The organism is Salmonirosea aquatica (assembly GCF_009296315.1).
Classification (GTDB): Bacteria; Bacteroidota; Bacteroidia; order Cytophagales; family Spirosomataceae; genus Salmonirosea; species Salmonirosea aquatica.
Genome location: NZ_WHLY01000002.1, coordinates 4,817,877 through 4,843,928, shown reverse-complemented (window position 1 = coordinate 4,843,928; position 26,052 = coordinate 4,817,877). Strand labels below are relative to the sequence as shown.

The following is a 26,052-nucleotide window of genomic DNA, read 5'->3' as shown; positions in this document are numbered from 1 at the left end:
ATTTTGCACCTGTTCAAAAAACGACCCGCCTACCCGTATGTCATTGATCATCGAAGCCGCGCTTAAAAAGGATATAGAAACTGCCATTCAGGATTGTTATCAGACCACTGTCGACGATTTTGTGCTGCAACCCACCAAAAAAGATTTCGAGGGTACCTACACCTTCGTGACTTTCTCGCTGACGAAAGCCCTGCGGCGGGCGCCCGCCGAAATCGGGCAGACCATCGGTACCTACCTGGCCCAACACTCGCCGGTGGTGAGCGGTTTCAACGTAGTGCAGGGCTTTTTGAATTTGAGCATCAAAGCCGAAGCCTGGCTGGGGGTACTGCGGGACATCCACAACGACGCGGATTACGGAAATCTTCCGGCTAATGGACAGTCGGTGATGGTAGAGTTTTCTTCGCCCAATACCAACAAACCCCTGCACCTGGGGCACCTGCGCAACAACTGCCTGGGCGATTCGGTGTCGCGCATCCTGACGGCCAACGGCTACGAGGTTGTCAAAACCTGCCTGGTGAACGACCGGGGCATCCACATTTGCAAATCCATGCTCGCCTACCAGAAACTCGGCCACGGCGAAACGCCCGAATCGTCGGGATTAAAGGGTGACCATCTGGTTGGCAAATATTACGTGGAATTTGGAAAGGAATACAAAAAGCAAATTGAACAGCTTAGGGCTGAAGGTCTTTCTGAGGAAGAAGCTGAAAAGCAAGCTCCCTGGATTCAGGAAGCACAAGCTTTGCTAATCAAATGGGAAGATAATGATCCCGAAACAGTGGCCTTGTGGCGTAAGATGAATGGCTGGGTGTATATTGGCACCCAGAAAACCTATGATAGGATGGGTATTGCCTTCGACAAAACCTACTACGAATCGGATACCTACCTGCTGGGCAAAGACATCATTGAGGAAGGTTTGGAAAAGGGTGTTTTCTATAAAAAAGACGACAATTCGGTCTGGATCGACCTGACCGACGAAGGCCTGGACCAAAAACTGGTGCTGCGCGGTAATGGTACCTCGGTGTACATCACGCAAGACCTGGGTACCACCGAATTGAAGTACCAGGATTTTCACAACGATCGCTACCTTTGGGTGGTTGGCAACGAGCAGGACTACCATTTCAACGTGCTTTTTGCGATCCTGAAACGGCTGGGCCGCCCCTACGCAGAAGAGTGCTTTCACCTCAGCTACGGCATGGTGGATCTACCTACGGGCAAAATGAAGACGCGCGAGGGTACCGTGGTAGATGCCGACGACCTGCTGGATGAGATGGTGCAGACCGCCGAGAACCGTACCCGTGAGTTGGGTAAGATCGAGGATTTTGCCAGTGAAGAGGCGCAGAACCTCTACCATTTGCTGGCCTTGGGAGCTTTGAAGTACTTCCTGCTTAAAGTGGATCCTAAAAAACGAATGCTTTTCAATCCCGAAGAATCTATTGATTTTCAGGGCCATACTGGTCCTTTTGTGCAGTACACCTACGCCCGGGTACGTTCCATTCTGCGCAAAGCCGCTGAGAACGGAATCCAGGCGCAGGTGCCTTTGACAAACTACGCGCTGCACTCCGCGGAGCAGGACGTTATTTTCCACCTCTCGCAGTACCCGATGCGGGTGCAGGCAGCGGGACAGGACTTTTCACCCGCGCTCATTTCGCTGTACGCCTTCGAGCTGGCCAAAATTTACAACCAGTTTTACGCCGAACTCTCCATTTTTTCCGATCCCGACCCACAGGCCGTACAAATGCGCGTAGCGCTGTCAGACGCCGTAGCCCGAACAATCCGCCACGCGATGGGTTTACTAGGTATCGAGGTGCCGGAGCGTATGTAGGTACCTTAGAAGCTCGCCCTCCATTTTCTTTTTCTTTCACCTACCCCTAACCACGCATTGTATGAGCTTCATCAAAATAACAGTACTCATGTTCGCCAGCCTGCTATCAGGATTTTTCGTCAATAAAAAAGAAACCGCCATGCGCCCCAACGAAGAGATTGCCGCCCAGAAGAGTTTGTATGATTTTAAAATGAAAGCCCTGATCGGCGATGAAACGATTGATTTGAGCCAATACAAAGGCAAGAAAGTCGTGTTGCTCAATGTAGCTTCCAAGTGTGGCTTCACGCCGCAGTATGCTGACTGGCAGAAGTTTCATGAGCAATATGGTGATAAAATCGTGGTACTGGGATTCCCTGCCAACAACTTCGGCGGACAGGAACCCGGCACGGAGGAAGAAATTGCCACGTTCTGCCAGAAAAACTACGGCGTTACGTTCCAGATGTTCGACAAAATCGACGTAGTAGGTAAATCGCAGCATCCGCTCTACCAATGGCTGTCTACTAAGGAACTCAACGGTTGGAATGACAAAGCACCTACCTGGAATTTCTGCAAATACGTAGTCAATGAGAAAGGCGAGCTCACGCATTTCTTCGCCTCGGCCGTAAAACCCACCGACGCTGAATTCAAGCAGGCCGTAGGACTTTGATTCGTTGAAAATGAACCCCTGGATCGAAGCGGCCCGCCCGCGCACTTTACCTTTGGCGCTTTCCTGCATTCTGATGGGCTGTTTTCTGGCCTATGCCGACGGAGCCTTCGACGGTTGGATTGCGGTATTGAGTGTACTGACGACCATTTTTCTACAGGTACTATCCAACTTCGCCAACGACTACGGCGATGCGGTCAGCGGCAAGGACAGTGATTTGCGCGAGGGCCCACGCCGGGCGGTTCACGCCGGTCAGATTACGGCCTCGGCCATGAGAAACGCCATTATTTGGTTTTCAGTGCTCTCGCTGGTGTCGGGAATTGGATTGCTTTATGTGGCGTTGCATAATGCCCCGGCCCGCGTTTTCTGGATATTTCTGGGCATTGGACTGGCCTGTATTGCAGCGGCGATCACCTATACGGCGGGCAAGCGACCCTATGGCTATGTGGGCCTTGGCGATGTATCGGTACTCATTTTCTTCGGTTGGGTCGGGGTACTGGGTACCTACTACCTGCATACGCTCATCTGGAACTGGGATTTGCTGCTGCCCGCCACCAGTTGCGGCCTTTTTGCGGTAGCCGTACTGAATATCAACAACATTCGTGATATCGAGTCGGACCGGGCTACGGGTAAAAACTCTATTCCCGTACGACTGGGTCGTGATAGGGCCGTGATTTATCACTGGCTTATTCTGCTGGCGGGCATGAGCTGCGTACTTCTCTATACGGCTACGCACTTTACACACTACACTCAACTTTTCTTTTTATTGAGCTTCCCTCTTTTCGTACGCAATGGTTTAGCCATCAGTCGGTTGCGAAAAGCATCGGAATTGGATCCTTACCTGAAACAAATGGCTCTGTCCACATTACTCTTTGTGGTGTTGTTTGGAGTAGGCCTGGTAGTGTAGCAAACCTCTTCCTATTGTCCATAGAAAATCCCCCGGCTCAAAGAACCGGGGGATTAAGCAATAGAATAAGCAATTTTTAAGATCTATATTACCAGCGCTCGATCTGTACCTTGCGGTGAAAATCCTGCTGGGACTGATCGACAGGCAATTCCAATTTCAGGTAGCGCTTGTCGTCGTCGTAGTGAGCCGAGATATTTTCCACATCCACATCGGCGGGAATCTGCATTTTGCTAATAAAGCGGATCGAGCGCATTTCGCTGGTTTCGCCTTCCATCTTACCAAAAATAGGCAACAAATGGTAGATCATCAATTTGTCTTTTAAAATTTCTACCTGCAAATCTTCCGGTTCGATGCCGGGAGCCTTTACCAGTACTTCGTAACCATTTTCCTTATTCTCAATGTTCATGATGGGCTGACTCATGCCACCGTTGGCGGTGTTCATGAAGTCGATGCTCATCAACATTTCCTGGGGTATGTTCAGTTTAGTTTTCATGACTGTGTTGTTAAGCGTACAGTCAATAGACATAAAAACCGCGTTCCAGTTTAATGAGCGATTGTAAGGTACCTGTCCGTGGATCGTACTTTTATAACGCTTCCCCCTCTGTAACAACCTATTAATTAGTCTTGTATACATTTCCTAGACAGATACATGCAAATAAACTACACAATCCAAAGAACTGACATAATTGCCGATCCAATTTTCATAAGCGCCATTTTGTCAATTAACAAAAAGAGTCTGTAGCTGAACCTCCTTGGAAATTTTGCGTCAGCCAGGATCTTTCGAACCTTTCGTAATGGCTGATCCGCACCGCCGTATTGAATACTGTACATCTGCGCCCGATCACGGTACCTGGCATCGGAATCAGGCGTAGAATAAGCTTCCGCTTTGGATCTATATTTTAGTTTTCTGCGGACTGGGAGAACCAGCTCCTGAGCAACCAGGAAGGGGAAAGCAAAGAGAGTACTCATAGAATAGAAATAGTCTATTGGCTAGCGTGGGTACCATTGGCAGAAAACGCATAAAAGCAGAGTCTGCTACTTGCGCATGGGCTGCCGTTGCCAGTAGGTCAGGCTACGCCAGAGCCACTCAAACGGGCCAAACCGAAAGAATCGCAACCAGATTACGCTGAAAAGAATACACACCGCCCATACGGCTCCGACAAAAAGGTAGGTTTCGTAGATCTGCAGCCTGGCAAACATCCCAAAGCCAAAGCCGTAGAAAAACAGCCCGCACAGGATGCTTTGCAAGAGGTAGTTGGAAAGCGCCATCCGGCCCGTTTTAGCCAGGAGCCCGACGAGCCAATTGAACCAGCCCGAACGGTACATCAGCAGCAGCCCGATATGACCAACCGTTTCGGCAATGCGCAGCCATTCGTGTAAAGTGTAGGCAGGCACTGGGTAGGTTTCATAGTTATGGGCGACTTCCGCTGCCGTAAACGCAAACGTACTTACCCACCAAAGCTTGCCAACCACCCCAATCGCGTAGCCCAATACCGTCATCCAGAGGTAGGTGTTTGTGGGGCGATCGTTGGTGAAGATACCCAGTTTGAATAAGGCCATGCCCAGGAACATCATTAGGATTTCGTCCCAAAATACCGGATCGTAGAGTTTCCAGCTTTGGAATGTCTCACCCGCTTTCCATTTTACTTTGAACACCTCCTTATAGCTTCCCAGCATCGGTTTGATCTGACTGTTGATGACCGCCGTATCCTTCTTCATCCAGGAAAGACTTTCTTCGTATTTTGTGATGGCCTCCCTTTGTTTTACAGTAAGTTTTTTATGCTTCTGGGTAGAATCGGCCATCGCTGCTTTGTATTCATTGTAAGCAGGCCGTTTTTCGGTTATTGATGGATAGGCAATCATCCACATGATACCCAATGATAGAGCTAGGCCCATGGCGATCAGGTGGGCTGGTTTAAGGGCCCGAAACGGGACCAGAAAGAAGCCGGCAATGGCGTAGCCGTACAAAATATCGCCGTCCCAAAGCAGGATATACGCATCGAATAGCCCGAATAGAAACAACCATAACAGCCGACGGAAATAAACATCAGCAGAACGGAGGTCATCCGATTTCGACAGGATGAGTAAACAGCTGGCGCCAAACAGCATGGAGAACAGACCGCGCATGGTACCTTCAAACCAAACCATCGCTGCAGCCCATGACCAGTAATTAATCCCTGTGAAATCAGTAACATGCATAATAAAGGTTTCGGGATAGGCAAAGCTCGGGATGTTCATAACCAGAATACCTAACACGGCCACGCCGCGGAGCAGGTCGATGGATTGATAGCGCTGGCTGGTGTTGGGAGTTAGGGTATTCATCAGTTGATAGTTTCACAAGACGATTGTAATGGCATCCCTTATTTCTTCGGAAACTTCGCATCGGCCTTGATCTTGCGAATCTGCCGTAAATGCCGATCGACGTGACCATATTGAATGATGTACATCTGCGCCAGGTTACGATGCCAACCATCCTTGCCCAGCCGAATGAACGCCCGAAAATCGCCTTCATTGGCTTCAATTCCTTTGATGATTTTATCGCATTTCAAATGTTTTCGAGCGTTACGAGTTGTCATATATTCAGGTGTTCCTCCAGTACCTGGCCAATGTTCCAGCAGTCGGGCGTTTTGCGGAAATTCCATTGGACTACGCTCAACCCGACCGTTTCATCATTGATTTATTTTTTACGTTCGCCGGTGGTGATTCAGCGGATAGCCTGTGTGAAAATGGAATGAATGGGCCCCAAGCAGCATGAAAATAATTAATCAGGCAGTCTTTCATGAATAGCACTAGTTGATAAATCGAAAAGAGAGTCTGTCAGATGTCCAAAGGCTTCTTGTATGAATAAAGCTTACCTCCGGGCCCGTACGTGTTTCTGCCTGAATTTATCCCCGCCCCATTCGCCAGGGTGTTCTTTTCCACCGGAATCGTACACTTTTTTGAACCCGGCAAACAGCAGTGTATCGCCGCGCAATTCCCAGGACTGCTCGTCCGCCCAACCTACCCAGGTGGTGTCGGCTTCATAGGTGAAGGTTTCCTTGTAGGTATTTCCATCAAGTGTGTAGGTACCCGCGCCCGCACCGTGAAAACTACCGTCGGGCTCGTACATGAAGAAGCTAAAAAAACCATCATGGAACATCTTGAATTGCTGCCGCCGAATGGGCTCTACCTTTTTACCATCTACGACATTTTCCACCAGTTCCCAGCTACCCTCAATGGGATCGGTGGGTTCGAGGCTAGCCGATTGGATTTGTGAATCGGTTTTGGGCTGACAAGCTGAGAGAACAGCCAGGATAAGTAAAAAAGTGGAAAGGATTTTCATAAAAGTCAGATTAATAAAGTTTTGGCTTCATCTTCGATAAATGTAGGATGAACCGCCGGGAATTAAATTTGGATTTTAGCCAGCGGTCAGATAAATCCTTTATTCCACAAAAAAAGCCGGGGAAAGCGCGCTTTCCCCGGCTTAACCGGAAATCTTTAAAATCAGGGATACCTCTGAAAGAGGTACCTTAGTGCCTACTAAGGATCTGACTTTTCAAATTACCACTTACGTCCGACAAAGCCTGAATCCATGTAGTTGACGAAGCTTCGGCAAACAAGCTTTGACCGGGTACCCCCACGCGGATGCGGGCCATTTTATTATCTGGCTCGGAGCGGTTAGACTCTTTCAGGTACACATCGGCTCCTACTATATTTCCATAGATGCGCATCAGTTTTTTCAATTCGGCCCGAATGGTGCTCATGATATCGCTAGTTGGATCGAAATCCTCGGTCTGGATATCTAATTTAATGTTCTGAAATCGTTCGGTCTTTTTCATAGCTGTTTTTCGTTGTGTGGCTCGACCTAGGCTTTTGATTCTTGACTGTCAACAGGTTACTAGTATATTTTTCCTCAGGAGGGGTGCTAATTCCTCATTTTTCCTTTGAATGCGCCCCTCGCTTTTCTTATCTAATCGTCCCTTATTCAGTTCAGTAAGCGTGCAAAAGCCATTTCAGCCTGGTGTGGAACAATCTTGTCAATAGCTGTAGTACAAATTGCTTGCCCACGGGGCAGCATTTATTCTTTATGTACCTAATCCCAAACTACTATGGAAATTTTCAAGATAGATCAACTCAACGAACTGCTGAACGTCAAGGGCCTGCATCACGTAACGATTTACTCCCCTACCAGCCGCGAGTCGACGGCCAATTACCAGGCCGATAAAATCAATTTCAAAAATCAGCTGCAAAAGGCTGTAGGCCAGCTCAGCGCCCAATATGGCATGACCGACGGAGAAGCCAAAATCTACCTCAAGCCCGGCTACGATTTGCTGGAGGACATGGATTTCTGGCAACATGGCTCCGACGGACTCGCGTTCTTCCACAGCTCGGCCGGAACCCACATCAAAACCTTACCGCTAGAAATGAATGAGCCCCGTACTTTTGTGGGCAACAACTTCATGCTGCGTCCGCTGATCCCGCTTTTGAATGCGGATGGGCGTTTTTATATTCTTAACCTCAATCTGAACCATGTGCAGCTCTATGAAGCTACCCCAAGCACGATTTCCGAAGTAGTGCTGAACGACGGGGTACCCACCCAGATAGAAGACTATACCAAGTTCCTCGAACATCAGGAACATACAGGTGCCCGCAGTGTACAGGGCGGCGGTGGTGCCGTGCATTACGGACAGGGCGGCGGTAACGATTCGGAAAAAGAGGAGATCCAGCAGTACTTCTATGAGCTTAGCAAGGCCGTGGACGATATCATTCAGTGCGATCCCCTGCCTACGGTATTGGCGGGTGTAGAGTACCTGATCCCGATGTACCGCCAGGCCAGCGACTACCACAAGTATGAAGAAAAAAGCATCCACGGCAGCTTCTCCGAAGCGGATAGTATGCTACTGCACGAGAAGGCGCTGGACATCATGGAACCGAAATTCAACGCCGACCGTGATCAGGCTTTTGAAAAATTCGCCCAGATGCGGTCTGGCGACTGGGCTTCTACGGATGCCAACAAGGTAATCAAGGCCGCCCTGACGGGACAGGTAGAAACCCTTTTTGTGGAGGAAGAGGCCGCTGTGTGGGGCGTTTTCAACGAGCAGATGTACGAGTTGGAGATTTATCCCTCTTCTACGCCCGAGACTAAAGACCTGCTCACCGAAGCAGCTATCAAAACGATCACCCAGGGAGGTACCGTGTACCAATGTGCCGCCGAAGATATGCCCGAAGGTGCAAAGAACATCGCGGCCGTATTCAGGAACCCGGTGACTGTGTAATGACGGTATAATATTGAACAATGCAGAATGAGTGTTGAACGATGAATACGATTTATAAAAATCCTTCATCATTCAACACTCATCATTTTTTTACACTCCGGCCGTGGCCGCTTTCATCTTGGCCAAGCCAGTTTTAGCCACTACCAGTGCATCCTGAGCATAGTAGGCTGGGTTGAATACTTCCAGCGACAATATCACCGGCTTTTCAGGATTCTTGAGAATCGTAAACAATTCTTTCAAGGGTCCTATGCCATCACCGGGATACACCCGATCGGAATCTTTGATTTCATTTTGGGCGGGTGATGCGGGGTAATCGTTGACGTGGAAAACCTCAATGTAGGGTTTACCTACCCACGCGGCTTGTTGCAAGCCCGATCCACCGCGGTAGAGGTGATACACATCCATCAGTACCCGCGCCGAAGGGTGTCTGCTCTCGATCGCCACGTACATCAGTTCACCCAAGCGGCTGATATTTTTCGAAAATCCCCACAGCTCCAGATGCGGTACTACGGTCGTCTTGTCGCCTAGTTCCAGAATGGTACGGTAACGCTCGGCGGCTTTTTGCAAATCGAGGCCTGGCTCGTTGGTAGCACCCATCGGGGGGGCGGCAATCCGTTTGCAGCCTACCTCGGCCAGCATGTCCATTTCCTGTTTGAGTTGCTCGATGGCCTTGGTACGGGTACCATTATCGTCCACAATCCAGGGTGCAAATCCAATCGCATCTTCTATGGCAACCCCGGAGTCTTTCAAATGCTTGCGGGCATCGGCAAGGGTACCGCCATTTTTAAGGTACTCCTGCAACGTGTTGATCCAGATTTCCACATGTTGAAAACCAGCTTTGGAGGCTACCTCGATTTCCTTCATAAAGCCCAGCTTGTGCCCCCGGATGGTACTCATATTCAGGGCATATTTGAAAGATTCCTGCTTGGCGGGGGTACCTTCAGGCTGAGCAGAAACGAGTTGTGGGGCAGCGGTGAGGGCCGTTAGTCCGGCAAGAGCCTGGCGACGATTCATCATTCGAATTGATTTTGACGGTGATAGGTTGGCAAGTAAAGCACAAAAGGTCTGAAATCTAATTCCTTCCTTTCATCCCTTAAAAAAATCCCACTTCCGAACCCCCACGGGAGCCTTACGTAGACCGTCATCCAGTTCGTCGGCATCTTTGAATTGCAGTTGGTGCAGTTCGCGGTATTCCACTTCTACGGTAAAGAAATCGGGTTCGAAAGGCCAGGGTTCAACGCGGAGCCGTTCTTTTTCATCCTGCCAAATCTGGTACATGGTACCCTCGGGGCCAAGACTGATGTCCATCCGGCGTTGCTCGGGCTGGATTCTATCCATGCACAGCAACAGCGACAGTGCATCACACCATTCTACAAACCGATAAGCTTTTTTAGCCTGGGTCTGGCTGATTTTCAATTCCTTCAGGAGTTTCTTTTGAAATTCATGCTGCTCTTTGATAAATTCTTCAATATCCTGATCTTCATACTTTTCATCTTCGTACAGAAACGTCATATGCAGGGAAGTCAGCAGCGCATTCCAGCGACTTTTGGCTGTGCTGATCTCCATCACGCTGCGGTACTGCTGCGCGCTACGACCTAACAATTGAAAATGTTTGGGTGCTCCGGCTTCGGTGAGGTTTTCGGGAGATCGGGATTCGGGCCGGCCGTCGTCATGTTCGGCGATAGCCAGCAGAGTCTGCATGAAATGGGGAGGTCGCTCAGTGGTTTTCCAATAAAAAGCTATTTCGGCCGCCAACAGACCGTGCGCCCGCTGATAAATAACTTCCCAACCCACAGGTATCGATTTTACAATCACGTGTATTTAGATATGAAATGCTCTATTTTTACTCTATTCCCAAATGGCGTCGTACTTCGGTTTCGGACAGCACGGCAATTCCCTGCATGAGGGCGGGCAGGAGCGCCTGTTTCGTGGTGAGTTCCATGCGCTTCTGTAGGGCTTCCATTTCGGCGTACTCCACCTCATGAATCCGGGCAGCCAGTTTGCCGATCATGTTACGCGCTACGATCTGCTCGGCTTCCAGCTTGGCAATTTTGATGGAAAGTATTTCCAAATATTGTAAAACGGGCTGTAAATCGCTGGTCATCCTTCTACATGTTAAATCCTGCGCCTCCTTTCAATTTCATTAAGCAATCTTTATCGCCAGCCCGGCCCACCTACCGAAAATAGGCCATCAAGGCGTCGGCAATCAGGGCGTGCCCTTTTTCATTGGGGTGGTTGACCTGCGACATAAAATCGACCACATTTTCACCATGCTGGATCTGTTGCCTGAACAAACTGTAACTGTCGACCAGGCCAATTCCATGAGTTGCGGCCATTTGCTCGATTTGTAACGCGTGCTGCTCCAATTCATTGCCCGATTCCAGTAGATCTACCCGCTGGTCGGGGGATGGGGTCAGCAGAATAACTTTGATATTACGCTTAAGGGCTTCGTTAATCATGGATTCCCAGGCTTTCCGGGCATCGGCGAGCCCGATGCGACGATCATTCAGAGCGTAGTCGATGAACAGGACATCGGGCCGATGCGGAAGTACCTCGGACACGAAACGCTTTTCGCCGCTTTGCGAATGCTCGCCGCCAATGGACGTATTGATCACATTCACGACGGCGTAGGGATACCTTGCTTTAATCTGCTTCAAGAGTTGGTAGGGATAGGCTTCCAGCGTATTCACGACGGGCGTTTTGAAGTACCCTGCCGGCACTGAATGTCCATGAAACACCAGGTTGATCGTCCGGTTGTCTGGCCACTGTTTGGTTAGTTCGGTTTTTATTTCATCCAGGTAATGGGCCGGATCGGCCACTGGGCCAGGAAACAGGGATACCCACAGAAATAGGACAAAACTATATCCACTCATCATAGTACCGATCAGGTTTAGTACTTCCTCAATAAATCCAGCAGTTTACGATCCAGCTTGTGTCCGTGCCAGTCTTCATAAACCACATCCTCCCGCCCCGAATCCAGCAGGCCAAAACTACCCCTGAACTCCCATAGAGCATAGCCGATCCCATTGGTTTTCAATACATCCAGCACATCTTCAAACCAGGCCAAAAATACCGCATGGGGCGTTTTATTAAAGCAGCCACATTCGCCGCAATGTACCCCTACCCCCTGTTTGGTCAGCGCGATCCAGGGTTCGTACTGCGCTTCTAGCATGGCGCGGCTGAGGTACTTGTCGCCCACTTGCCCCGGCCATTTCGGTTTGGGTAGGTTGTCGGTTTCCTTAAATACCCAGGGTGCCTTGTAGTGCGAAATAATGCCCGGATTGTAGCCCCGGCAGCTTTGGGCGATGTTCAGGTCCGTGATTTCGGGAATGACGCTACTCCCTACGTTATTGCCATCCGCGATTATAAAATGTTCCGGATTATGAGCGCGAATGGCCTGCGAGGCTTCCAGTGCCATTTTCCGGTAGAGTTCGCCCGGGATCGGTCCACGTTTGGAATGCTGGTCGTTCATATCCTCGCGGGTGCAGGGTTCGTTCAGCAGGTCAAAACTTATCTTTTTGGAGGAAGTCTGGGCAAAGCGTTTGGCCCAGAAAGCCCAGTGGTACACAAAATCGTCCATTGCCTGCGCGTCCTGCCACAAATTATAGGGCTCTTCAAAACCCGCATTGACGCAGAAGCCCGGAGCCCGGTGCAAGTTCAGACTCACATGCAGTCCATACTTTTGGGCCAGGTACACCAACTGCTCGATGCGGTCGGTGGCTTGGGTATCAATGTTGCGTACCTCCGCAACGGTAATCGGTTTGCTGCGGTCGAATTGTACGTAAGAGGGATAGGCCATGGGTAGCCTGATAAAATCAAAGCCCCAGTCGGCCATCCATTGGAGATGTTCTTCGGTGGTGGCGGGGCGGCCTTTGGCCGGGTCCGGAGAGAAAAAATCCAGCAGATTGAATCCTTTCCAGCGCGGCATCGGATTTTTGAGGGGCCGGGCCGAAGCTGATGTCAGCAGGCCAGGCGCAGAAAGCAGACCGGCCGTGAGGGCGGTCGACTGAATTAAAAAATCGCGGCGATTCGGGTTATGCATGGGTTGTGGTCAGGTCAAACAGGAAGCTATCAGAAGACGCTCCGCCGGCCCAATCTACTATCTATCCCTGCTCAAACCTACCTGTCTTCCGAAAAAACTCTTCGTGTAAAGCCCAAACGCAGAAAAGGTACCCCGGAAAATTTCCCAGGGTACCTTTATCTATCTTTCTCAGAAAATATGCTTCTGCTTACTTATTAGCAACCAACGTCACGTTCATTTCGATGTCGTTCGATATAACCATTTCCTGCATCGGGTGCTTAAAAGCCACATCATATTTCGTGCGGTCGAATTTAATATCGCCTTTCATGTGTACCTGACCATTCTCTTCGGTGATCACTACATTTTCCACTTTCTCAGGATTAGTCTTCCCGCGGACAGTCAGGTTACCCATTACCGTACTACCCTCCGAACCTGTGATTTCGAAAGTAGCGGTCGGGTACTGCTCGGTATGGAAAAAATCTTCCGAAGAAAGGTGTCCTACCAGTTTTTCCGGGGTTTTATCCTCTTTGTAGTTTTCGTCGGTAGGATGAATTTTGGTTAAATCAATCACAAACTTGCCCCCCGTAATCTTCCCGTCGGCCACGGTCACATTGCCCGATTCCAGCTTCACATCACCCGAGTGGTCATACATGCCCACCATGCTTCCTTTCCACATCACCTCGCTAGCCGTGGTATCTACGGTCAGGGTACCATCGGGCAAGCCCGCCGTTTCTTCCGTAGTTTCGGACGAAGATTCCTTGGAATCACAGGCAATAAAAGAGACTGACGCGGCCAGTAGAGCCATGGAAAGAATAGTTGACTTCATAATTTGTAGTGGTTTTTGGTTATAATAAATGTATATACATCATTTCTAACCCCACCCGGTATACAATAGTTCTTGAAAAAGGAAAAATCAATTTCGTTTCCGCTACTCAGCGTAGCTTTTCTTCAAACAATTTCAAGATTCGCTTGTACTCATCCGTCCAGGAGCTTGGCTCCACAAAACCATGATCCTCAACGGGGTACGCCGCCAGTTCCCAGTTATCCTTACCAAGTTCGATCAGCCGCTGCGACAGTCGCGCCACATCCTGAAAATGGACGTTCACATCCACCATCCCATGACAGATCAACAGGTTGTTTTTCAGGCCCGCCACGTGGTAGATCGGCGAACTCTTGCGGTACGCCAGACTATCCAAATGCGGTTCGTTGAGGATATTAGCCGTATAAGGGTGGTTGTAAGCCGCCCAGTCGGTAACGGGGCGCAGAGCCGCGCCGGCTTTGAATACATCGGGTGTAGTAAAGAGGGCCATCAGCGTAATAAAACCGCCGTACGACCCACCGTAGATGCCTATTTTTTTAGGATCGATGCCGTATTTTTTCACCAGCCAATTGGCCCCATCCACATTGTCGGTCAGGTCTTTACCACCCATAAATCGATAGATGCCCGTCCTCCAGTCGCGCCCGTAGCCCGCGCTGGCTCGGTAGTCCATGTCCAATACGGTGTAACCCTTGTCGGTCAACAGGTTATGAAACATGTATTCCCGGAAATATTGACTCCACCAGGCGTGGGCGTTCTGAAGGTACCCTGCCCCGTGGACAAAAATCACCGCCCGCCCATTCGATTTTTTGGGTTCATAAACTCGGGCGTATACATCAACACCGTCGCTGGCCTTGAAAGTGATGAGCTTGGCCTCGCGCCAGGGTAGGCTTTGAAGGCCTCGGTAGTCGACTGCGTAATCTGTTCGGGTTTGGCAGCGGGGGCATTTTCCATCAGGAACAACTCCCAGGGCGTGTTGCTGTTGGAGTAGCGCGCCGCCAGTTTGGTTTCATCGGGCGAGAGTTCCACTTCGTAGGCCCCTTTTTTGCTCGGGGTGAGGCGGGTGAGGGTGCCCCCTGTGGCCGCCATTTTATAAAAATGCTTTTCGCCGGGATGTACCTCGTTGGTAGTCAGATAAAAGGTCTGTTTGTCTTTGGAGAGCGCGACGCTCTGGATTTCAAACTTGCCTTTTGTCAACTGCTTCTTCTCGCCCGTTTTTACATTCAGCGTATAGAGGTGCGCGTAACCGTCGGCTTCGCTTTGGAAGTAAATCGTGGAATTATCCACCCAGCCCAGTTCCCCGGCACTTTGCGGGTACCCCCCTACCCCGGGCCCGCCGATCCAGGCTTCGTCGCGCTGACGGTCCAGCGGTTTCAGGGAAAGGGAATCGGGATCGAAAGCCATAATCCAGCGATCCTTATTATCCAGCGAGCGCACCACTACTACGGCATTCTGTCCATCGTCCGACCACGACGGGCCGTGCACGATCACAGGGCGAATTTTGTCTTTTTTCCAGGCCGTATCTTGCTTAGGGTACTCTTTCAGGTAATCAGGCTTGTCGCCGATGCCGGGTAGTTTTTTGGTACTCACTTGCCGCATGGTATCCTGCTTGATGTCATACACCCAAAATTCAAATTCCGTCGCCGGCGCCCCTACCTTGGTGCGGGCGGGAAGGTCTTCGGTAAAGCCCGACTGCGTGACAAAACTGGGCACAATCGTGTTTTTGGAGGTTTTGTCAGTTTTACTGAGGCGGTAGGTCACGAAGCGGCCATCAGGGCTTAGTTGTTGCGAGGAAACTCTTTTTTCGCCTAAATAAATTTCCTTAGGGCGGTACGGCTTGTCAGCTTTTATTATTTTTTCAGCGGTGTCTTTTTTCGCTTTCCGTTCCTGCAAAATCTGAAAAAGGGCCAACTGATCGCCTTCCAGCCACTTTTCTTCGTCCGATTTCTTGGTTTCGGCTTTCTTGGTTCCCGATTTGAAATTGGTATGCTGCGTCAGCAAGCCCGTGGCCAGCGCAATACTGAACAGGTTGTCGTCTCTTTCAAAAACGATTCGCTGTTCGTCACCGCTGAACTTGGGGGTACCTTCGACTTCCACGGTATTGGTCAATTGTCGAATCTGGAAAGTCTTGCAATCCAGCAAATACACATCGCCATTCCGGACGTAGGTTTTCAGGGTACGCAGGCGGTTGTACACACCTTGGCCAGTGGGCAGTTTGCGGCGTTCGGCCGGGGGTACCTTACTGATTTTCTTTTCGGCTAGGGAGTACTGATACAACGAATCGTCCGGATTAGCGTCAGGATTCCAGTCAAAGTAGATGGTTTTGGAATCTTCTCCCCAATACACATTACTGGGCGAAGTACCGATCCAGACCTTGGGGTCCTGCATGATTTTCTCAACCGTGAGCTGAGCCCGGGCTTCGAGAAAGAGGAGAGAAACGAAGGCGAGAAGTAGTATTTTTTTCACGTAGTTTGGGTTAAGTTTTTTTTGGTTTTGCAAGATAAGTAGCGGAATTTGGTATGACAACGATTGTTAAATATTACGGTCAGGATGCGGGGACGCAAAAAAACGGCCTACCTTTGATTTTCTCCCAAATCAGACTGCATGCACCAGAATATCCTCCAAAATCTGCAAATAACTGCCCTCAACGCCATGCAGGAAGCCGTACTGCCTGCGGCCCGGCAAAGCGACATAATCGTCCTCTCCCCCACCGGTTCGGGCAAAACCCTGGCCTTTTTGCTAGCAATACTAGAAAGGCTGGATGCCGGGAAATCGGGCGTGCAGGCGATGGTTCTGGTACCTTCCCGCGAACTGGCTTTACAAATCGAGGGAGTTTTCAAAGCCATGGGGACGGGCTATAAGGTGAGTTGCTGCTACGGCGGCCACGCCGTGAAAACCGAAGAAAACGCCCTCCGCGAAGCACCTACCCTGCTCATCGGCACGCCGGGACGCATCGCCTACCACGTCCGCAGCCAGACGTTTGATCCGGCCACAGTACATACCCTGGTTCTGGACGAATTTGATAAATCGCTGGAAATGGGTTTTCAAACCGATATGGCCTTTAACATCAACAAACTATCCAGCTTAAACCGCCGGATTTTCACCTCTGCCACACCGCTCGATGCGCTGCCTGATTTTGCGGGAGCCAGGAATCCCGTGGAAATCAATTTTCTGGAACATCGTGACTCTGTGCCTCAGCTCACGATGAAAGTTGTGCGCACGACATCGGTTGAAAAACTCGAAACGCTGTTTTCGCTGCTGTGTTTTATCGGCGCAGAACGCACGCTTATTTTTTGCAATCACCGCGATGCAGTCGAGCGCATCAGCGACTTGCTGCGGGGTTACGGCCTGGTACACGCCATGTTTCACGGCGGCATGGAACAGCCGGATCGCGAACGTGCCCTGATGAAATTCCGCAACGGCAGCAGCCGGATTCTGGTGGTGACCGACCTAGCTTCGCGTGGACTCGATGTTCCCGAAATAGCCTCCATCGTGCACTACCAGGTACCCTTGACGGAGGAGGCGTTCATACATCGCAATGGCCGCACCGCCCGCATGCACGCCATGGGGACGGTTTATTTAGTACTGGCCGAAGACGAAACGCCCCCCTACCTTTCCGAGCTGCCTGACGATCTAACGCTGCCTGAACACGACCAGCTACCCCCCGAAACGGAATGGGAAACGCTCTATCTGTCGGCCGGTAAGAAGGATAAAGTCAATAAAGTGGATGTGGTGGGGTTACTTCTGAAAAAGGGGAACTTAGAAAAAGAGGAATTGGGTTTGATTGAGATAAAAGACGAGGCCTCTTTTGCCGCCGTGAAGCGTAATAAAATCGATACCGTACTTGCGCATCTCAAACAAGAAAAATTGAAGGGAAAGCGCGTAAAAATAGACGTGGCTAACTAAATTTCGCCCAACATAAACCTACCCAACCGCTATGAAAAAATCCGATATCGATCCGATGCCCGCTTTCTTCGACCGCTATATCAATAAAGTGGAGGATGTCGATTTGCTGGAAGCCCTGGAAATGCACTCACCCGAAGCTCTTTTTTCTGACACGGATTCACTCCATGCCCTGGGTGATTTGGTCTACGCGCCGGGTAAGTGGACAGTGAAAGATATTATCCAACACTGCATTGACACGGAGCGCATCATGAGTTACCGCGCCATGCGCTTTGCCCGGAATGACCAGACTCCTCTGCCGGGCTTTGAGGAAAACCACTACGCCCAAAATACGCTGGCCTCAGAAAGAACGCTGGAAGATTTGCTGGATGAATTCGAGATTGTGCGGGCCGCGACGCTAGCGCAATTCCAGAACTTTAACGAACCGATGCTGCAGCGTTCCGGGAAGGCTTCAGAATCTTTTATCTCCGTTGGGGCGCTGGGATTTGTAATCGCCGGACACGCGCTGCACCACATGCATGTGATTCGGGAAAGGTACTTTCCATTGCTGGATTCCTAATAGAATCACCCTTAAAGCAACAAAGCCATCGCAGAAATGCGATGGCTTTGTTGCTTTCAAAAAAAGTCAATTATTCAGCTTCGACGTTGATTTTTTCGATAGCCAGGTCATTGAGTTTTTCGTCGGCATCTTTTTCTTCTTCCAGCGTTTTAGCCAGCAGATCAGCTACCTCCCGGTGTCCAAGCTGCACGGCATACCGGTGGGCGGTACCGTAGCCCGAAATTTCGTAGTGCTCTACCCGCTGCGCTTCGGCAATCAGGCCGGCATCCATTACAGCCTCTTCGGCATCTTCCTCCATAAATTCGGAGGCTTCTTCTATGATTCCTTTGATAGCCTTGCAAGTTTCACCGGTAGGCTTAATACCAAGTTTGTCGCAGGCTTGCTCGAGGCGTTTCTTTTGTTCCTCAGTTTCTTTCAGGTGCGTATTAAAGGCATCCTTCAATTTGGGGTCGGTAGCCTTGTTTACCATTTTTGGTAAGGCTTTGATGATTTGTGTTTCGGCGCTGTACAGATCTTTCAGTTGATGTTCCAGCAGGTCATCCAGATTTTTCAGTTTATCAGACATAATCGTTTCCTAGTTTAGTTTGAAGATTTCAGATCAATATCCACGTGACATTGATACTTTACTCAGTTAAAAAAACTAAACCATCCAGAACCCGGCCTATTTTCAAAACAATCTAAACAAAAAAACTAACTGCAATAGCCTACTGATTATAAGCACATTATCCATTTGCTCAGAGTAAATAGAGGAGGTACCTTAACGTATACTCCCTCGTGGTGAAGTATCCACACCACGAGGGAGTAATGACCCATCTATAAAAAATATTGTATAAAGTAAGAACTGACTTTATTCTTTCCGGTCGCTGTGACCCAGCGATTTTTCCGAAGCCACGCGGTCGCGGACCAGCTGTTTGAGTTCTTTGGGTTCGGGAAACCGGCCTTCGCGTTTACGGTCCCAAAGTACCTCATCGGCCAGAGTTACCGTGAAACGCCCGGCCACCTCAGAAGGATGCAGCGTGACACCGTACAGCTCGTCGGCGAAGGTAGTCAGCAGCTCCTGCGCCAGCCACGATGCCCGCAGCAGCCACCCGCACTTAGGGCAGTATTCGATGATGACAGTAGCATGGGTTGGGATCATGAGAGATTTTTATTGTTTGAAGCTCTTCATAATCCAGCCGCCACCTACCACGTCGTCGCCTTCGTAGAACACCGCCGCCTGACCGGGCGCGATGCCGTTGACGCCATCGTGGAAGTCCACGCGGATACGATCAGCATCTTCCTGCACGATCGTGGCGGGGGTACCTTCGTGCTTATAGCGCACTTTGGTCACCGTTTCGAGCGGTTGGTCGAGCGCGGCGTACTTTTGCATATTGAGTTTGCTGACGTACATGCCATCGCGGTACAGATCGGGCAGGTCGCCCAGCACTACCTCGTTGGAATCTTTCCGAATTTCAGTCACGAAAACGGGACGCCCCAGCGCGATTCCCAATCCTTTGCGCTGCCCGACGGTGTAAAAGGGGTACCCTTCGTGCTGGCCCAGCACTTTTCCTTCCTGCGTCACAAAATTGCCGCCCGCCACTTCGGCTTCCAGGCCGGGCATCCGGCGCTTGAGGAAGCCCCGGTAGTCGTTGTCGGGCACGAAGCAGATTTCATAGCTCTCGGATTTGTTAACCAAATCGATGAAACCCCGTTCTTTGGCCATTTCCCTAATTTCGCTTTTGTGAAGGTACCCGAGTGGTAGTTTGGTACGGGCCAGACTTTCCTGCGACACGCCCCACAGCACGTAGCTTTGGTCTTTCCAGGCGTCGATGCCTTTGGAAATGACATAGCGGCTATCGGGGTACCTTCGTTGATCTCGCGGATATTGGCATAATGTCCCGTGGCGATGGATTGGCAATCGAGCCGATCGGCGCGGCGCAGCAGCGCATCCCATTTGATGTGGGTATTGCACAGCACGCACGGATTGGGCGTGCGGCCTTCGAGGTACTCGCCCGTAAAATGGTCGATCACGTAATCACCGAATTCGGCCCGGATGTCGAGGATGTAATGCGGAAAGCCCAATTCTACGGCAATGGCGCGGGCGTCGTTGATGGAGTCGAGCGAGCAGCAGCCCGTTTCTTTTTTGGTACCGCCGCTGCCGGCGTAGTCCCAGGTTTTCATGGTCATGCCGATGACCTCGTAGCCTTCTTCGTGTAACATCACTGCCGCCAGCGAGCTATCGATGCCGCCACTCATAGCGACCAGTATTCTTCCGTGTTTGCTCATGTTCGTAATCTGCGAAGGGTCAAAGCCTTCCGATTTAGGTTAAATTTTATCGGAACTCAACATTCCATTTTGCAAAGTTAGTTCCTTTTGAGGCTGGAAAGGAAGGTGAGGTACCTTTATTCCGCTTTTTCAATTCGCTACACGCACCGTGGCCCGGCCACCGGTCACCTCCACTTCTTCAAAATTGCCGACCCTTTTTGGTTGCACGGCTTTGCCATTTACCTGCCAGTTTTTAAAGGTACCTCTGGGGAAAGCCACGGTCAACGTCCAGTCCAATTCGGTTTGATCCAGGATAATTTCCTGATAAGCGTCGGTTCGAGAAAACTCCACGCTGAGTCGATTTTTGCCGATATGTACATTTTCCAGACTGGCTTCATTCCAGGAAGTGGGCATTTGGAGTTGAATCCGGACGGACTTACGGGCAGCAAAGGGCTGGATACCGAAAAACTGCGTCACGATGGGTACCGCAAAGCTGTACAGATTCCAGGCCTGGGTCATCATGCCGTAGTCGGGCGACACCTCGTAAATAGAGCCGGGCAACGCGTAGCCGAACGAACGGGTGATCCGTTGGAGGTAGTCCAGCGCGGCATCGGGCCGACCGTAGTTATTCTCGGCTACCGCCTGTACGCCCGTGGGCAGCGTCATGACGGCCCCCGTGTAGGTGAACACTTTGCGCTCTTTGCCGAATGAACCCGCATCCTGTCCGGCGGTTTCATCCCGATCGATACCCGTCACGAACATGCCGTACGGATTCACGAATTGGCTGCCGGTTTTCAAAGCAGTGAGGGCTTTGGCGGTGTCTGCGATGCCCATTTCCATGGGCGTGTTGACGACCCAGTTGTGATGCAGCACGAATCCCTGCTTCCGGTCGGGCGGGAGTTTTTGAATTTTCGTTCGGGTTGTTTTCAATTCTGCTACAGCCCAGGGCTTTTTCAGGGTATCGGCACGTACGATCGCATCGTCGAGCAGGCGCAGGGCTTGCCGGGGGGTACCTATGAAATCGGCAAAGGAATTGTACTCGGGTACCCAGAAATCGGAATTGATCTTGGCCTTGATTTGAGTGGCCAGGTTTTGGTATTTCGCCGCAATATCGTCTTCCCCCATCTCGGCAGCCATCTCGGCGGCATCGGCGAAGGCTTTCTGCGTGTAAGCCGCCACATCCACCATTTCGCTGTTCATACCGTGGATTTCCATCATGCCAAAGCCATCGGGTAGTAGGTTGCCGTCTTTATCATTCTTTTCGAGCAGCCAGGCGAGGCCTTTTTTGACCACCGGGTAATAAGAAGAAAGGAACCCTTTGTTGCCCGACCAGCGGTACAGGATCCAGATGAGCGAAGCAAATTGTGGGGTTTCGTTTACGTTTCCAGGATTGAAGACCGCTCCATTTGTAGAAACTTCGTGCACAATCCGTCCGTTGCCATTCTCTTTTTCGGAGAGCCGGTGCAGCAACTCCACCGTACTGAAAGCAAGGTCGGTGCGCCCGGTGGCCATGGCCCCCTGCAAAGTGTACGCATTATCCACCCCGAACCACCAGGGGTAGTCGGGCAGGCCCGCTGACAGGCCGCGCCCCAGGCCGGGTACGTCGCGCACCAGCCAATCTGTATCGTACTTCACCCAGCGGAAGGCGGTTTCCAGCTTCTTATCGGGGATCGTCAATTTTGATTTTTGGGACAAGGTCAGGTACCTTGCTTTTTTGCTCAATAAGTTTTTCAGCGCGTTTTGCTGCGCCGAAAGGTAGGTTGCCTTCGCCTCATCCGCCGAAACAGATGAGCCGGCAATAGTAATTGGCAGACTTACACTTCCACCCGCCGGAACTTCCAGTGAGTAGACCAAAGCCGCCCGGCAGCCTTTGCCTTTGGGCCGGTAGTTACAGGTAGGGGTACCTTGCCCATGCGCAGTGGGTTTGGCGGGTGAGCCCATCCGGACAAACCACGGATTGAGGCTGTCTTTGGCTACCCAGCTTTGGTTTTCCTCGTCCCAGGTAGCGAAGTCGCCGCTGTCGTTCATGTCGGTACGTTCCCCCAGCCAGGTCGGCCGGAGGTCGGTGTAGGCCATCCATTCGAAGTCTATTTTCTTATCCTGTGAGTCGTCGTTGATGAAAGTATATTCTACCAAAACCGCTTCCTGGCCATCGGGTACGTATTGGAATCGTTCGATGCGTAAGCCTATTTCCGTGGAACGAAAAATGTGTTTGTTGGCAAAAGGATAATTGACAAAGGTTTCGGCCTGATCCAGACAATACGATTTTCCATTCAGGGTAATAGCCGCCGTAAATCCATCCAGCAATTTGATGGGATGATCCCAGATTCCGCCCATTTCGCCCGCCACATGCCAGCCCAGATCGGGAAATTTTCCATCCTGGGTACCGATCATATACAGCCGGTCGCCTGCCGTTACGTAGGGGGTACCCAGGTACTCCGGCTTTCCGATCAAACTATCCACATCCGCCACGAACCGGCTAATGGGTACTTGTGACAGGTCTTCTTCGGGTGTTGAGCAACTTAAAAATCCAGTGACCATGGATGCCACCAAAACCCAGGCAAAGGAAAATTCCGATCGTATTAATTTCATGAGGGAAGAATGTTTTTTTTGAAAATATGCTATATTCTTTTGCAATATATAGGATTAGGCAGCGTCCTGGCCTGTCTCTTGCTGTTTCCGGTTACTCAACTAATCAGCCGAAATGTCCGTTCTGGCAATCCTGACAACCGCCCGTCCCAAAAAAATGGGTCTTTTATCCGGCATCTTGTAATATTGAACCTTAAACTATGGAAAACCATGCTGTATTCGTTACGTAAATCCTTATTCCTACTGCTCTGTACCCTGGCGGGAATTCTTCCCCTAAGCCACGCGCAGGTAACTACCCAAAGCACTACGACCGGCCCCACCAACCGGCAGGCGCTTACGCTTGAAGAATGCGTACAGATCGCTTTGCAGAACAATCCGCAGATCAAGCAGGCTGGCTTGCAGGTGAGCGCCAATGAGAACAATCTGATTCAGTCCAAGTGGCAGCGCTGGCCGAACCTGGGGTTCAATGCTTCCCAGGGTTTTAGTTTTGGCCGGAACATCGACCCCTTCACCAACCAGTTTGTGCAGCAGAACATCAGCTTTAACAACTACAGTCTCAATTCGAATGTGACGCTCTTCAATGGCTTTCAGCTTCAGAACACCATCAAGCAGAACAGCCTCACCCTACAGGCCAGCGAAAAGGACCTGGCCGCTACCCGCAACGACATCATCCTGAATGTGGCCTTGGCCTACCTGCAGGTCATTTCCAATCAGGAGCTGATCGAAGCAGCCCGGCAGCAGGGAGCAGCCACCCAGCTGCAGTTGGATCGCACGCAACGCCTGGTGGACGCCGGCTCTGTGGCCGAGAGCCAGCTGTTCGACCTGCGCGCCCAACTGGCCAACGACGAGCTGACGCTGGTGAACGCACAGAACACCGTCGAGTCGGCCAAGCTGAGCCTTAAGCAATTAATGAACCTGCCCGGAAGCGAAACCATCGAGGTGGTTACCCTCACAGCACCTGATCCGACTCTGCAAGCCTACGGAACTTCGGTGAACGAGGTATTCGAAACCGCCCTGAGTAACTTACCACAGATGCAGGCTGCCGAACTACGCGTGCAATCGGCAGCGAAAGCCGTGGAGATAGCCAAAGCGCAGGGATTGCCCAGTCTGACCTTCAGTGCAGGCATGAGCACGGCCTTTTCCAGTGCCGCCCCCAAACAGCGTTTCGTGGCCGACGGCACGGGTTTCACCACCAAGCAGGTGGTTTCCCAGACCCGGTTCGTGCAGGCGGGAGAATTCACATTTCCGGTCACGGATGTGGTGACGGTCCCCAATGGAGCCGACCAGACCTTTAACTACCTGGATCAGCTGAACTTCAACCGTAACTCTTCCCTGAACCTGAGCCTCAGGGTACCTATATTCAGCAATTTCCAAACCAAGTACCGGGTGGCCAATGCCCGCATCCAGCAGCAGAATCTGGAAGCCCAATCCAATATCGTGACGCAGCAGATCCGCCAGAATGTGGAGCAAGCCTACATCGACATGAGTAACTCGGGCAAGCGGTATAGCGCCACAGCCAACCAGGTACGGGCCCTTGAAGAGGCCTTCCGGGTAGCCGAAAGCCGTTTCGGAGCGGGAGCCATCAATTCGGCCGAGTACAATATCGCCAAGGCCAACCTGGACCAGGCCCGCTTCAATCTCATTCAGACGAAATACGACTACATCTTCCGTACCAAGATTCTTGACTTTTACATGAATAAACCGATTTCGGTGGAGTAGTCATCAGTTTTGAAGGCGTGATGGAGTGAATAAATACTTTTTTTAATGTACTCTGTCTCGTCATTCTCACACGCTTAATCCCTCATTCTATCAATCACTCAATCTCTCAACAATAAATTATGGCGCGTAAATCTTCAAATCGAATATGGTGGATACTGGGTGGCATAGTCGTGCTGCTCGTGGCGGGGCTTTTCGTAGCCAAAGCAGCGGGCTGGATCGGGCAGGTCAAGCCTACGGAGGTTGAATTCGCTTCCGTAAAAAGCACGGATATTATCGAGACTGTCAGTGCATCGGGGCGGGTGCAGCCCGAAGTAGAAGTAGTACTGAGCCCCGACGTATCCGGCGAAATAACGGCCCTCTACGTGGAAGAGGGGGATTCGGTAAAACAGGGGCAGCTGCTGCTGAAAATCCGGCCCGACAACTATGAGTCATTATTTGCTCGGGCACAGGCTACGGTCAATTCCAGCAAGGCCAACACCGAACAATCCCGGGCGGCCCTGGCGCAGGCCGAGTCGCGGCTACTGCGCGCCAAAGCCGATTATGACCGTAACAAGAAGCTGTTCGACGACAAGGTGATTTCAGCCGCCGATTTCGAGCAGGTCAGAGCCAACTATCAGGTGGCCCAGCAGGACATTGAGGCCGCCAAGGCCAATATATCGGCAGCTCAGTACAACGTAAAAAGTGCCGAGGCAAGCTTACGTGACGCGGCGGAAAACCTAAGGAAAACGACCATCTTCGCACCCGTCAACGGGGTTATTTCCCTGTTGAACGTCGAAGTGGGCGAACGCGTGGTAGGTACCAGTCAGATGGCCGGTACCGAACTGATGCGCATCGCCAACCTGAGCAACATGGAAGTGCGCGTGAATGTGAACGAAAACGACATCGTACGGGTGACCTTGGGCGACACAGCCGATATCGATGTGGATGCTTATAGCAGCACGGGACGGGTATTCAAGGGCGTGGTGACGGAGATCGCCAACACAGCCAGTGGACTGACCGCAGCGACCGGAGCCACGGTGTCGGCCGATGCAGTGACCGAATTTGAAGTAAAAGTCAAAATTCTTAATGAGTCTTTTCAGGATCTCATGGCAAGCCGGGGCAAGCGCTCCTACCCCTTCAAACCGGGTATGACGGCCTCAGTAGACATTATTACCGACCGTCGGCCGAATGTATTGTCGGTGCCTATCGCTGCCGTAACCACCCGTGATAACAAACCGGAAGCACAGCCCCAGGAGCCAAACGCTTCGAACGACCCGAATGCTCCGACTGATAAGGACAAATCCATCAAGGACAAGGAACCGGTGAAGGAAGTGGTTTTTGTCGATAGCGCCGGGGTAGCCAAAATCCGGGAGGTAAAAACCGGAATCAGTGACTTTGAAAACATTCAGGTTACGTCGGGTCTAAAAGCGGGTGAGCAGATTGTAGCAGGCCCCTTCATCGTTGTATCCAAGAGACTCAAAGATGGCGACAAGATTATTAAAAAAGCACCTGAGGCGAAAAAAGATGGCCCTGATTCAAAAGAAAATAACAATTGATGCGTTTTATAAGCGTATTAATTCGATTTAGTTTAGGT

22 protein-coding genes and 2 pseudogenes are annotated in these 26,052 nt (G+C 51.0%); 8 read left to right on the top strand and 16 right to left on the bottom strand.

What is annotated here, in order from left to right; all coding sequences use genetic code 11:
• Positions 1-43 precede the first annotated feature (43 nt).
• The 3 genes from argS to GBK04_RS21100 all read left to right on the top strand — a co-directional run bounded on the left by argS (position 44) and on the right by GBK04_RS21100 (position 3,372).
• Positions 44-1,822: an arginine--tRNA ligase gene (gene argS / locus GBK04_RS21110; RefSeq protein ID WP_152766284.1), complete on the top strand. Its 1,779-nt coding sequence runs from the start codon at positions 44-46 to the stop codon at positions 1,820-1,822.
• Between the two features lie 61 nt (positions 1,823-1,883).
• Positions 1,884-2,468 (top strand): glutathione peroxidase, encoded by a 585-nt coding sequence (locus tag GBK04_RS21105; protein ID WP_152763120.1) that lies wholly within the window; start codon positions 1,884-1,886, stop codon positions 2,466-2,468.
• A 10-nt stretch (positions 2,469-2,478) separates the two neighbouring features.
• Positions 2,479-3,372 carry a 1,4-dihydroxy-2-naphthoate polyprenyltransferase gene (locus GBK04_RS21100; protein ID WP_152763118.1) on the top strand — a complete coding sequence of 298 codons (894 nt, stop codon included), beginning with the start codon at positions 2,479-2,481 and terminating at the stop codon, positions 3,370-3,372.
• Between the two features lie 88 nt (positions 3,373-3,460).
• Here the strand turns inward: GBK04_RS21100 and GBK04_RS21095 are convergent, their stop codons facing one another.
• The 5 genes from GBK04_RS21095 to GBK04_RS21075 form a co-directional block, all read right to left on the bottom strand.
• Positions 3,461-3,865, bottom strand: a complete 405-nt coding sequence (locus GBK04_RS21095) for an Hsp20/alpha crystallin family protein (protein WP_152763116.1) — start codon at positions 3,863-3,865, stop codon at positions 3,461-3,463.
• A 542-nt stretch (positions 3,866-4,407) separates the two neighbouring features.
• Positions 4,408-5,694: a DUF418 domain-containing protein gene (locus GBK04_RS21090; RefSeq protein WP_152763114.1), complete on the bottom strand. Its 1,287-nt coding sequence runs from the start codon at positions 5,692-5,694 to the stop codon at positions 4,408-4,410.
• 38 nt (positions 5,695-5,732) lie between these two features.
• Positions 5,733-5,948, bottom strand: coding sequence for a hypothetical protein (locus GBK04_RS30900; protein ID WP_373331186.1), 216 nt, complete (start codon positions 5,946-5,948; stop codon positions 5,733-5,735).
• 275 nt (positions 5,949-6,223) lie between these two features.
• Positions 6,224-6,694, bottom strand: coding sequence for a hypothetical protein (locus GBK04_RS21080; protein WP_152763112.1), 471 nt, complete (start codon positions 6,692-6,694; stop codon positions 6,224-6,226).
• A 187-nt stretch (positions 6,695-6,881) separates the two neighbouring features.
• The gene (locus GBK04_RS21075; protein WP_152763110.1) at positions 6,882-7,190 is read right to left on the bottom strand and encodes an HPF/RaiA family ribosome-associated protein; all 309 of its coding nucleotides are present in this window, start codon (positions 7,188-7,190) and stop codon (positions 6,882-6,884) included.
• Positions 7,191-7,460: 270 nt separating this feature from the next.
• On the opposite strand from GBK04_RS21075, the gene GBK04_RS21070 reads away from it, so the two are divergent.
• On the top strand, positions 7,461-8,627 hold the full coding sequence (locus GBK04_RS21070) for a baeRF7 domain-containing protein (protein WP_152763108.1): 1,167 nt from the start codon (positions 7,461-7,463) through the stop codon (positions 8,625-8,627).
• Positions 8,628-8,717: 90 nt separating this feature from the next.
• Here GBK04_RS21070 and GBK04_RS21065 read toward each other — a convergent pair whose 3' ends face one another.
• The 7 genes and pseudogenes from GBK04_RS21065 to GBK04_RS21035 all read right to left on the bottom strand — a co-directional run bounded on the left by GBK04_RS21065 (position 8,718) and on the right by GBK04_RS21035 (position 15,853).
• Positions 8,718-9,641: a sugar phosphate isomerase/epimerase family protein gene (locus tag GBK04_RS21065; RefSeq protein ID WP_152766282.1), complete on the bottom strand. Its 924-nt coding sequence runs from the start codon at positions 9,639-9,641 to the stop codon at positions 8,718-8,720.
• A 72-nt stretch (positions 9,642-9,713) separates the two neighbouring features.
• Complete coding sequence (locus tag GBK04_RS21060) at positions 9,714-10,442, bottom strand: DUF3891 family protein (protein WP_152763106.1); 729 nt, start codon at positions 10,440-10,442, stop codon at positions 9,714-9,716.
• A 28-nt stretch (positions 10,443-10,470) separates the two neighbouring features.
• Entirely contained in the window at positions 10,471-10,731 is a 261-nt protein-coding gene (locus tag GBK04_RS21055) for a hypothetical protein (protein ID WP_152763104.1), read from the bottom strand.
• Between the two features lie 70 nt (positions 10,732-10,801).
• Positions 10,802-11,503, bottom strand: a complete 702-nt coding sequence (locus GBK04_RS21050) for an SGNH/GDSL hydrolase family protein (RefSeq protein ID WP_152763102.1) — start codon at positions 11,501-11,503, stop codon at positions 10,802-10,804.
• A 14-nt stretch (positions 11,504-11,517) separates the two neighbouring features.
• Positions 11,518-12,669 carry a glycoside hydrolase family 5 protein gene (locus tag GBK04_RS21045; RefSeq protein ID WP_152763100.1) on the bottom strand — a complete coding sequence of 384 codons (1,152 nt, stop codon included), beginning with the start codon at positions 12,667-12,669 and terminating at the stop codon, positions 11,518-11,520.
• A 187-nt stretch (positions 12,670-12,856) separates the two neighbouring features.
• Positions 12,857-13,474, bottom strand: coding sequence for a YceI family protein (locus tag GBK04_RS21040; RefSeq protein ID WP_152763098.1), 618 nt, complete (start codon positions 13,472-13,474; stop codon positions 12,857-12,859).
• A 106-nt stretch (positions 13,475-13,580) separates the two neighbouring features.
• Positions 13,581-15,853, bottom strand: a pseudogene (locus GBK04_RS21035) (S9 family peptidase).
• Positions 15,854-16,069: 216 nt separating this feature from the next.
• On the opposite strand from GBK04_RS21035, the gene GBK04_RS21030 reads away from it, so the two are divergent.
• Positions 16,070-17,371, top strand: coding sequence for a DEAD/DEAH box helicase (locus GBK04_RS21030; protein WP_152763096.1), 1,302 nt, complete (start codon positions 16,070-16,072; stop codon positions 17,369-17,371).
• Between the two features lie 31 nt (positions 17,372-17,402).
• Positions 17,403-17,927, top strand: a complete 525-nt coding sequence (locus GBK04_RS21025) for a DinB family protein (protein ID WP_152763094.1) — start codon at positions 17,403-17,405, stop codon at positions 17,925-17,927.
• A gap of 70 nt (positions 17,928-17,997) precedes the next feature.
• Here GBK04_RS21025 and GBK04_RS21020 read toward each other — a convergent pair whose 3' ends face one another.
• The 4 genes and pseudogenes from GBK04_RS21020 to GBK04_RS21005 form a co-directional block, all read right to left on the bottom strand.
• A complete protein-coding gene (locus GBK04_RS21020) occupies positions 17,998-18,492 on the bottom strand; it encodes a YciE/YciF ferroxidase family protein (RefSeq protein ID WP_373331185.1) in 495 nt (164 codons plus the stop codon).
• 282 nt (positions 18,493-18,774) lie between these two features.
• Positions 18,775-19,065: an Rdx family protein gene (locus GBK04_RS21015; protein WP_152763092.1), complete on the bottom strand. Its 291-nt coding sequence runs from the start codon at positions 19,063-19,065 to the stop codon at positions 18,775-18,777.
• Positions 19,066-19,074: 9 nt separating this feature from the next.
• A pseudogene (gene mnmA, locus GBK04_RS21010) lies at positions 19,075-20,192 on the bottom strand (tRNA 2-thiouridine(34) synthase MnmA).
• 129 nt (positions 20,193-20,321) lie between these two features.
• Positions 20,322-22,763: an alpha-L-rhamnosidase-related protein gene (locus GBK04_RS21005; RefSeq protein ID WP_152763090.1), complete on the bottom strand. Its 2,442-nt coding sequence runs from the start codon at positions 22,761-22,763 to the stop codon at positions 20,322-20,324.
• Positions 22,764-22,970: 207 nt separating this feature from the next.
• On the opposite strand from GBK04_RS21005, the gene GBK04_RS21000 reads away from it, so the two are divergent.
• Entirely contained in the window at positions 22,971-24,479 is a 1,509-nt protein-coding gene (locus tag GBK04_RS21000) for a TolC family protein (protein ID WP_152763089.1), read from the top strand.
• Positions 24,480-24,598: 119 nt separating this feature from the next.
• Complete coding sequence (locus GBK04_RS20995; protein WP_152763087.1) at positions 24,599-26,014, top strand: efflux RND transporter periplasmic adaptor subunit; 1,416 nt, start codon at positions 24,599-24,601, stop codon at positions 26,012-26,014.
• Positions 26,015-26,052: the final 38 nt, after the last annotated feature.

Coding starts and splice junctions, on each gene's coding strand:
- GBK04_RS21105 (WP_152763120.1), top strand. CDS start 1,884: ATGAGCTTCATCAAAATAACAGTACTCATGTTCGCCAGCCTGCTATCA.
- GBK04_RS21100 (WP_152763118.1), top strand. CDS start 2,479: ATGAACCCCTGGATCGAAGCGGCCCGCCCGCGCACTTTACCTTTGGCG.
- GBK04_RS21095 (WP_152763116.1), bottom strand. CDS start 3,865: ATGAAAACTAAACTGAACATACCCCAGGAAATGTTGATGAGCATCGAC.
- GBK04_RS21090 (WP_152763114.1), bottom strand. CDS start 5,694: ATGAATACCCTAACTCCCAACACCAGCCAGCGCTATCAATCCATCGAC.
- GBK04_RS30900 (WP_373331186.1), bottom strand. CDS start 5,948: ATGACAACTCGTAACGCTCGAAAACATTTGAAATGCGATAAAATCATC.
- GBK04_RS21080 (WP_152763112.1), bottom strand. CDS start 6,694: ATGAAAATCCTTTCCACTTTTTTACTTATCCTGGCTGTTCTCTCAGCT.
- GBK04_RS21075 (WP_152763110.1), bottom strand. CDS start 7,190: ATGAAAAAGACCGAACGATTTCAGAACATTAAATTAGATATCCAGACC.
- GBK04_RS21070 (WP_152763108.1), top strand. CDS start 7,461: ATGGAAATTTTCAAGATAGATCAACTCAACGAACTGCTGAACGTCAAG.
- GBK04_RS21065 (WP_152766282.1), bottom strand. CDS start 9,641: ATGAATCGTCGCCAGGCTCTTGCCGGACTAACGGCCCTCACCGCTGCC.
- GBK04_RS21055 (WP_152763104.1), bottom strand. CDS start 10,731: ATGACCAGCGATTTACAGCCCGTTTTACAATATTTGGAAATACTTTCC.
- GBK04_RS21050 (WP_152763102.1), bottom strand. CDS start 11,503: ATGATGAGTGGATATAGTTTTGTCCTATTTCTGTGGGTATCCCTGTTT.
- GBK04_RS21045 (WP_152763100.1), bottom strand. CDS start 12,669: ATGCATAACCCGAATCGCCGCGATTTTTTAATTCAGTCGACCGCCCTC.
- GBK04_RS21040 (WP_152763098.1), bottom strand. CDS start 13,474: ATGAAGTCAACTATTCTTTCCATGGCTCTACTGGCCGCGTCAGTCTCT.
- GBK04_RS21030 (WP_152763096.1), top strand. CDS start 16,070: ATGCACCAGAATATCCTCCAAAATCTGCAAATAACTGCCCTCAACGCC.
- GBK04_RS21025 (WP_152763094.1), top strand. CDS start 17,403: ATGAAAAAATCCGATATCGATCCGATGCCCGCTTTCTTCGACCGCTAT.
- GBK04_RS21020 (WP_373331185.1), bottom strand. CDS start 18,492: ATGTCTGATAAACTGAAAAATCTGGATGACCTGCTGGAACATCAACTG.
- GBK04_RS21015 (WP_152763092.1), bottom strand. CDS start 19,065: ATGATCCCAACCCATGCTACTGTCATCATCGAATACTGCCCTAAGTGC.
- GBK04_RS21005 (WP_152763090.1), bottom strand. CDS start 22,763: ATGAAATTAATACGATCGGAATTTTCCTTTGCCTGGGTTTTGGTGGCA.
- GBK04_RS21000 (WP_152763089.1), top strand. CDS start 22,971: ATGCTGTATTCGTTACGTAAATCCTTATTCCTACTGCTCTGTACCCTG.
- GBK04_RS20995 (WP_152763087.1), top strand. CDS start 24,599: ATGGCGCGTAAATCTTCAAATCGAATATGGTGGATACTGGGTGGCATA.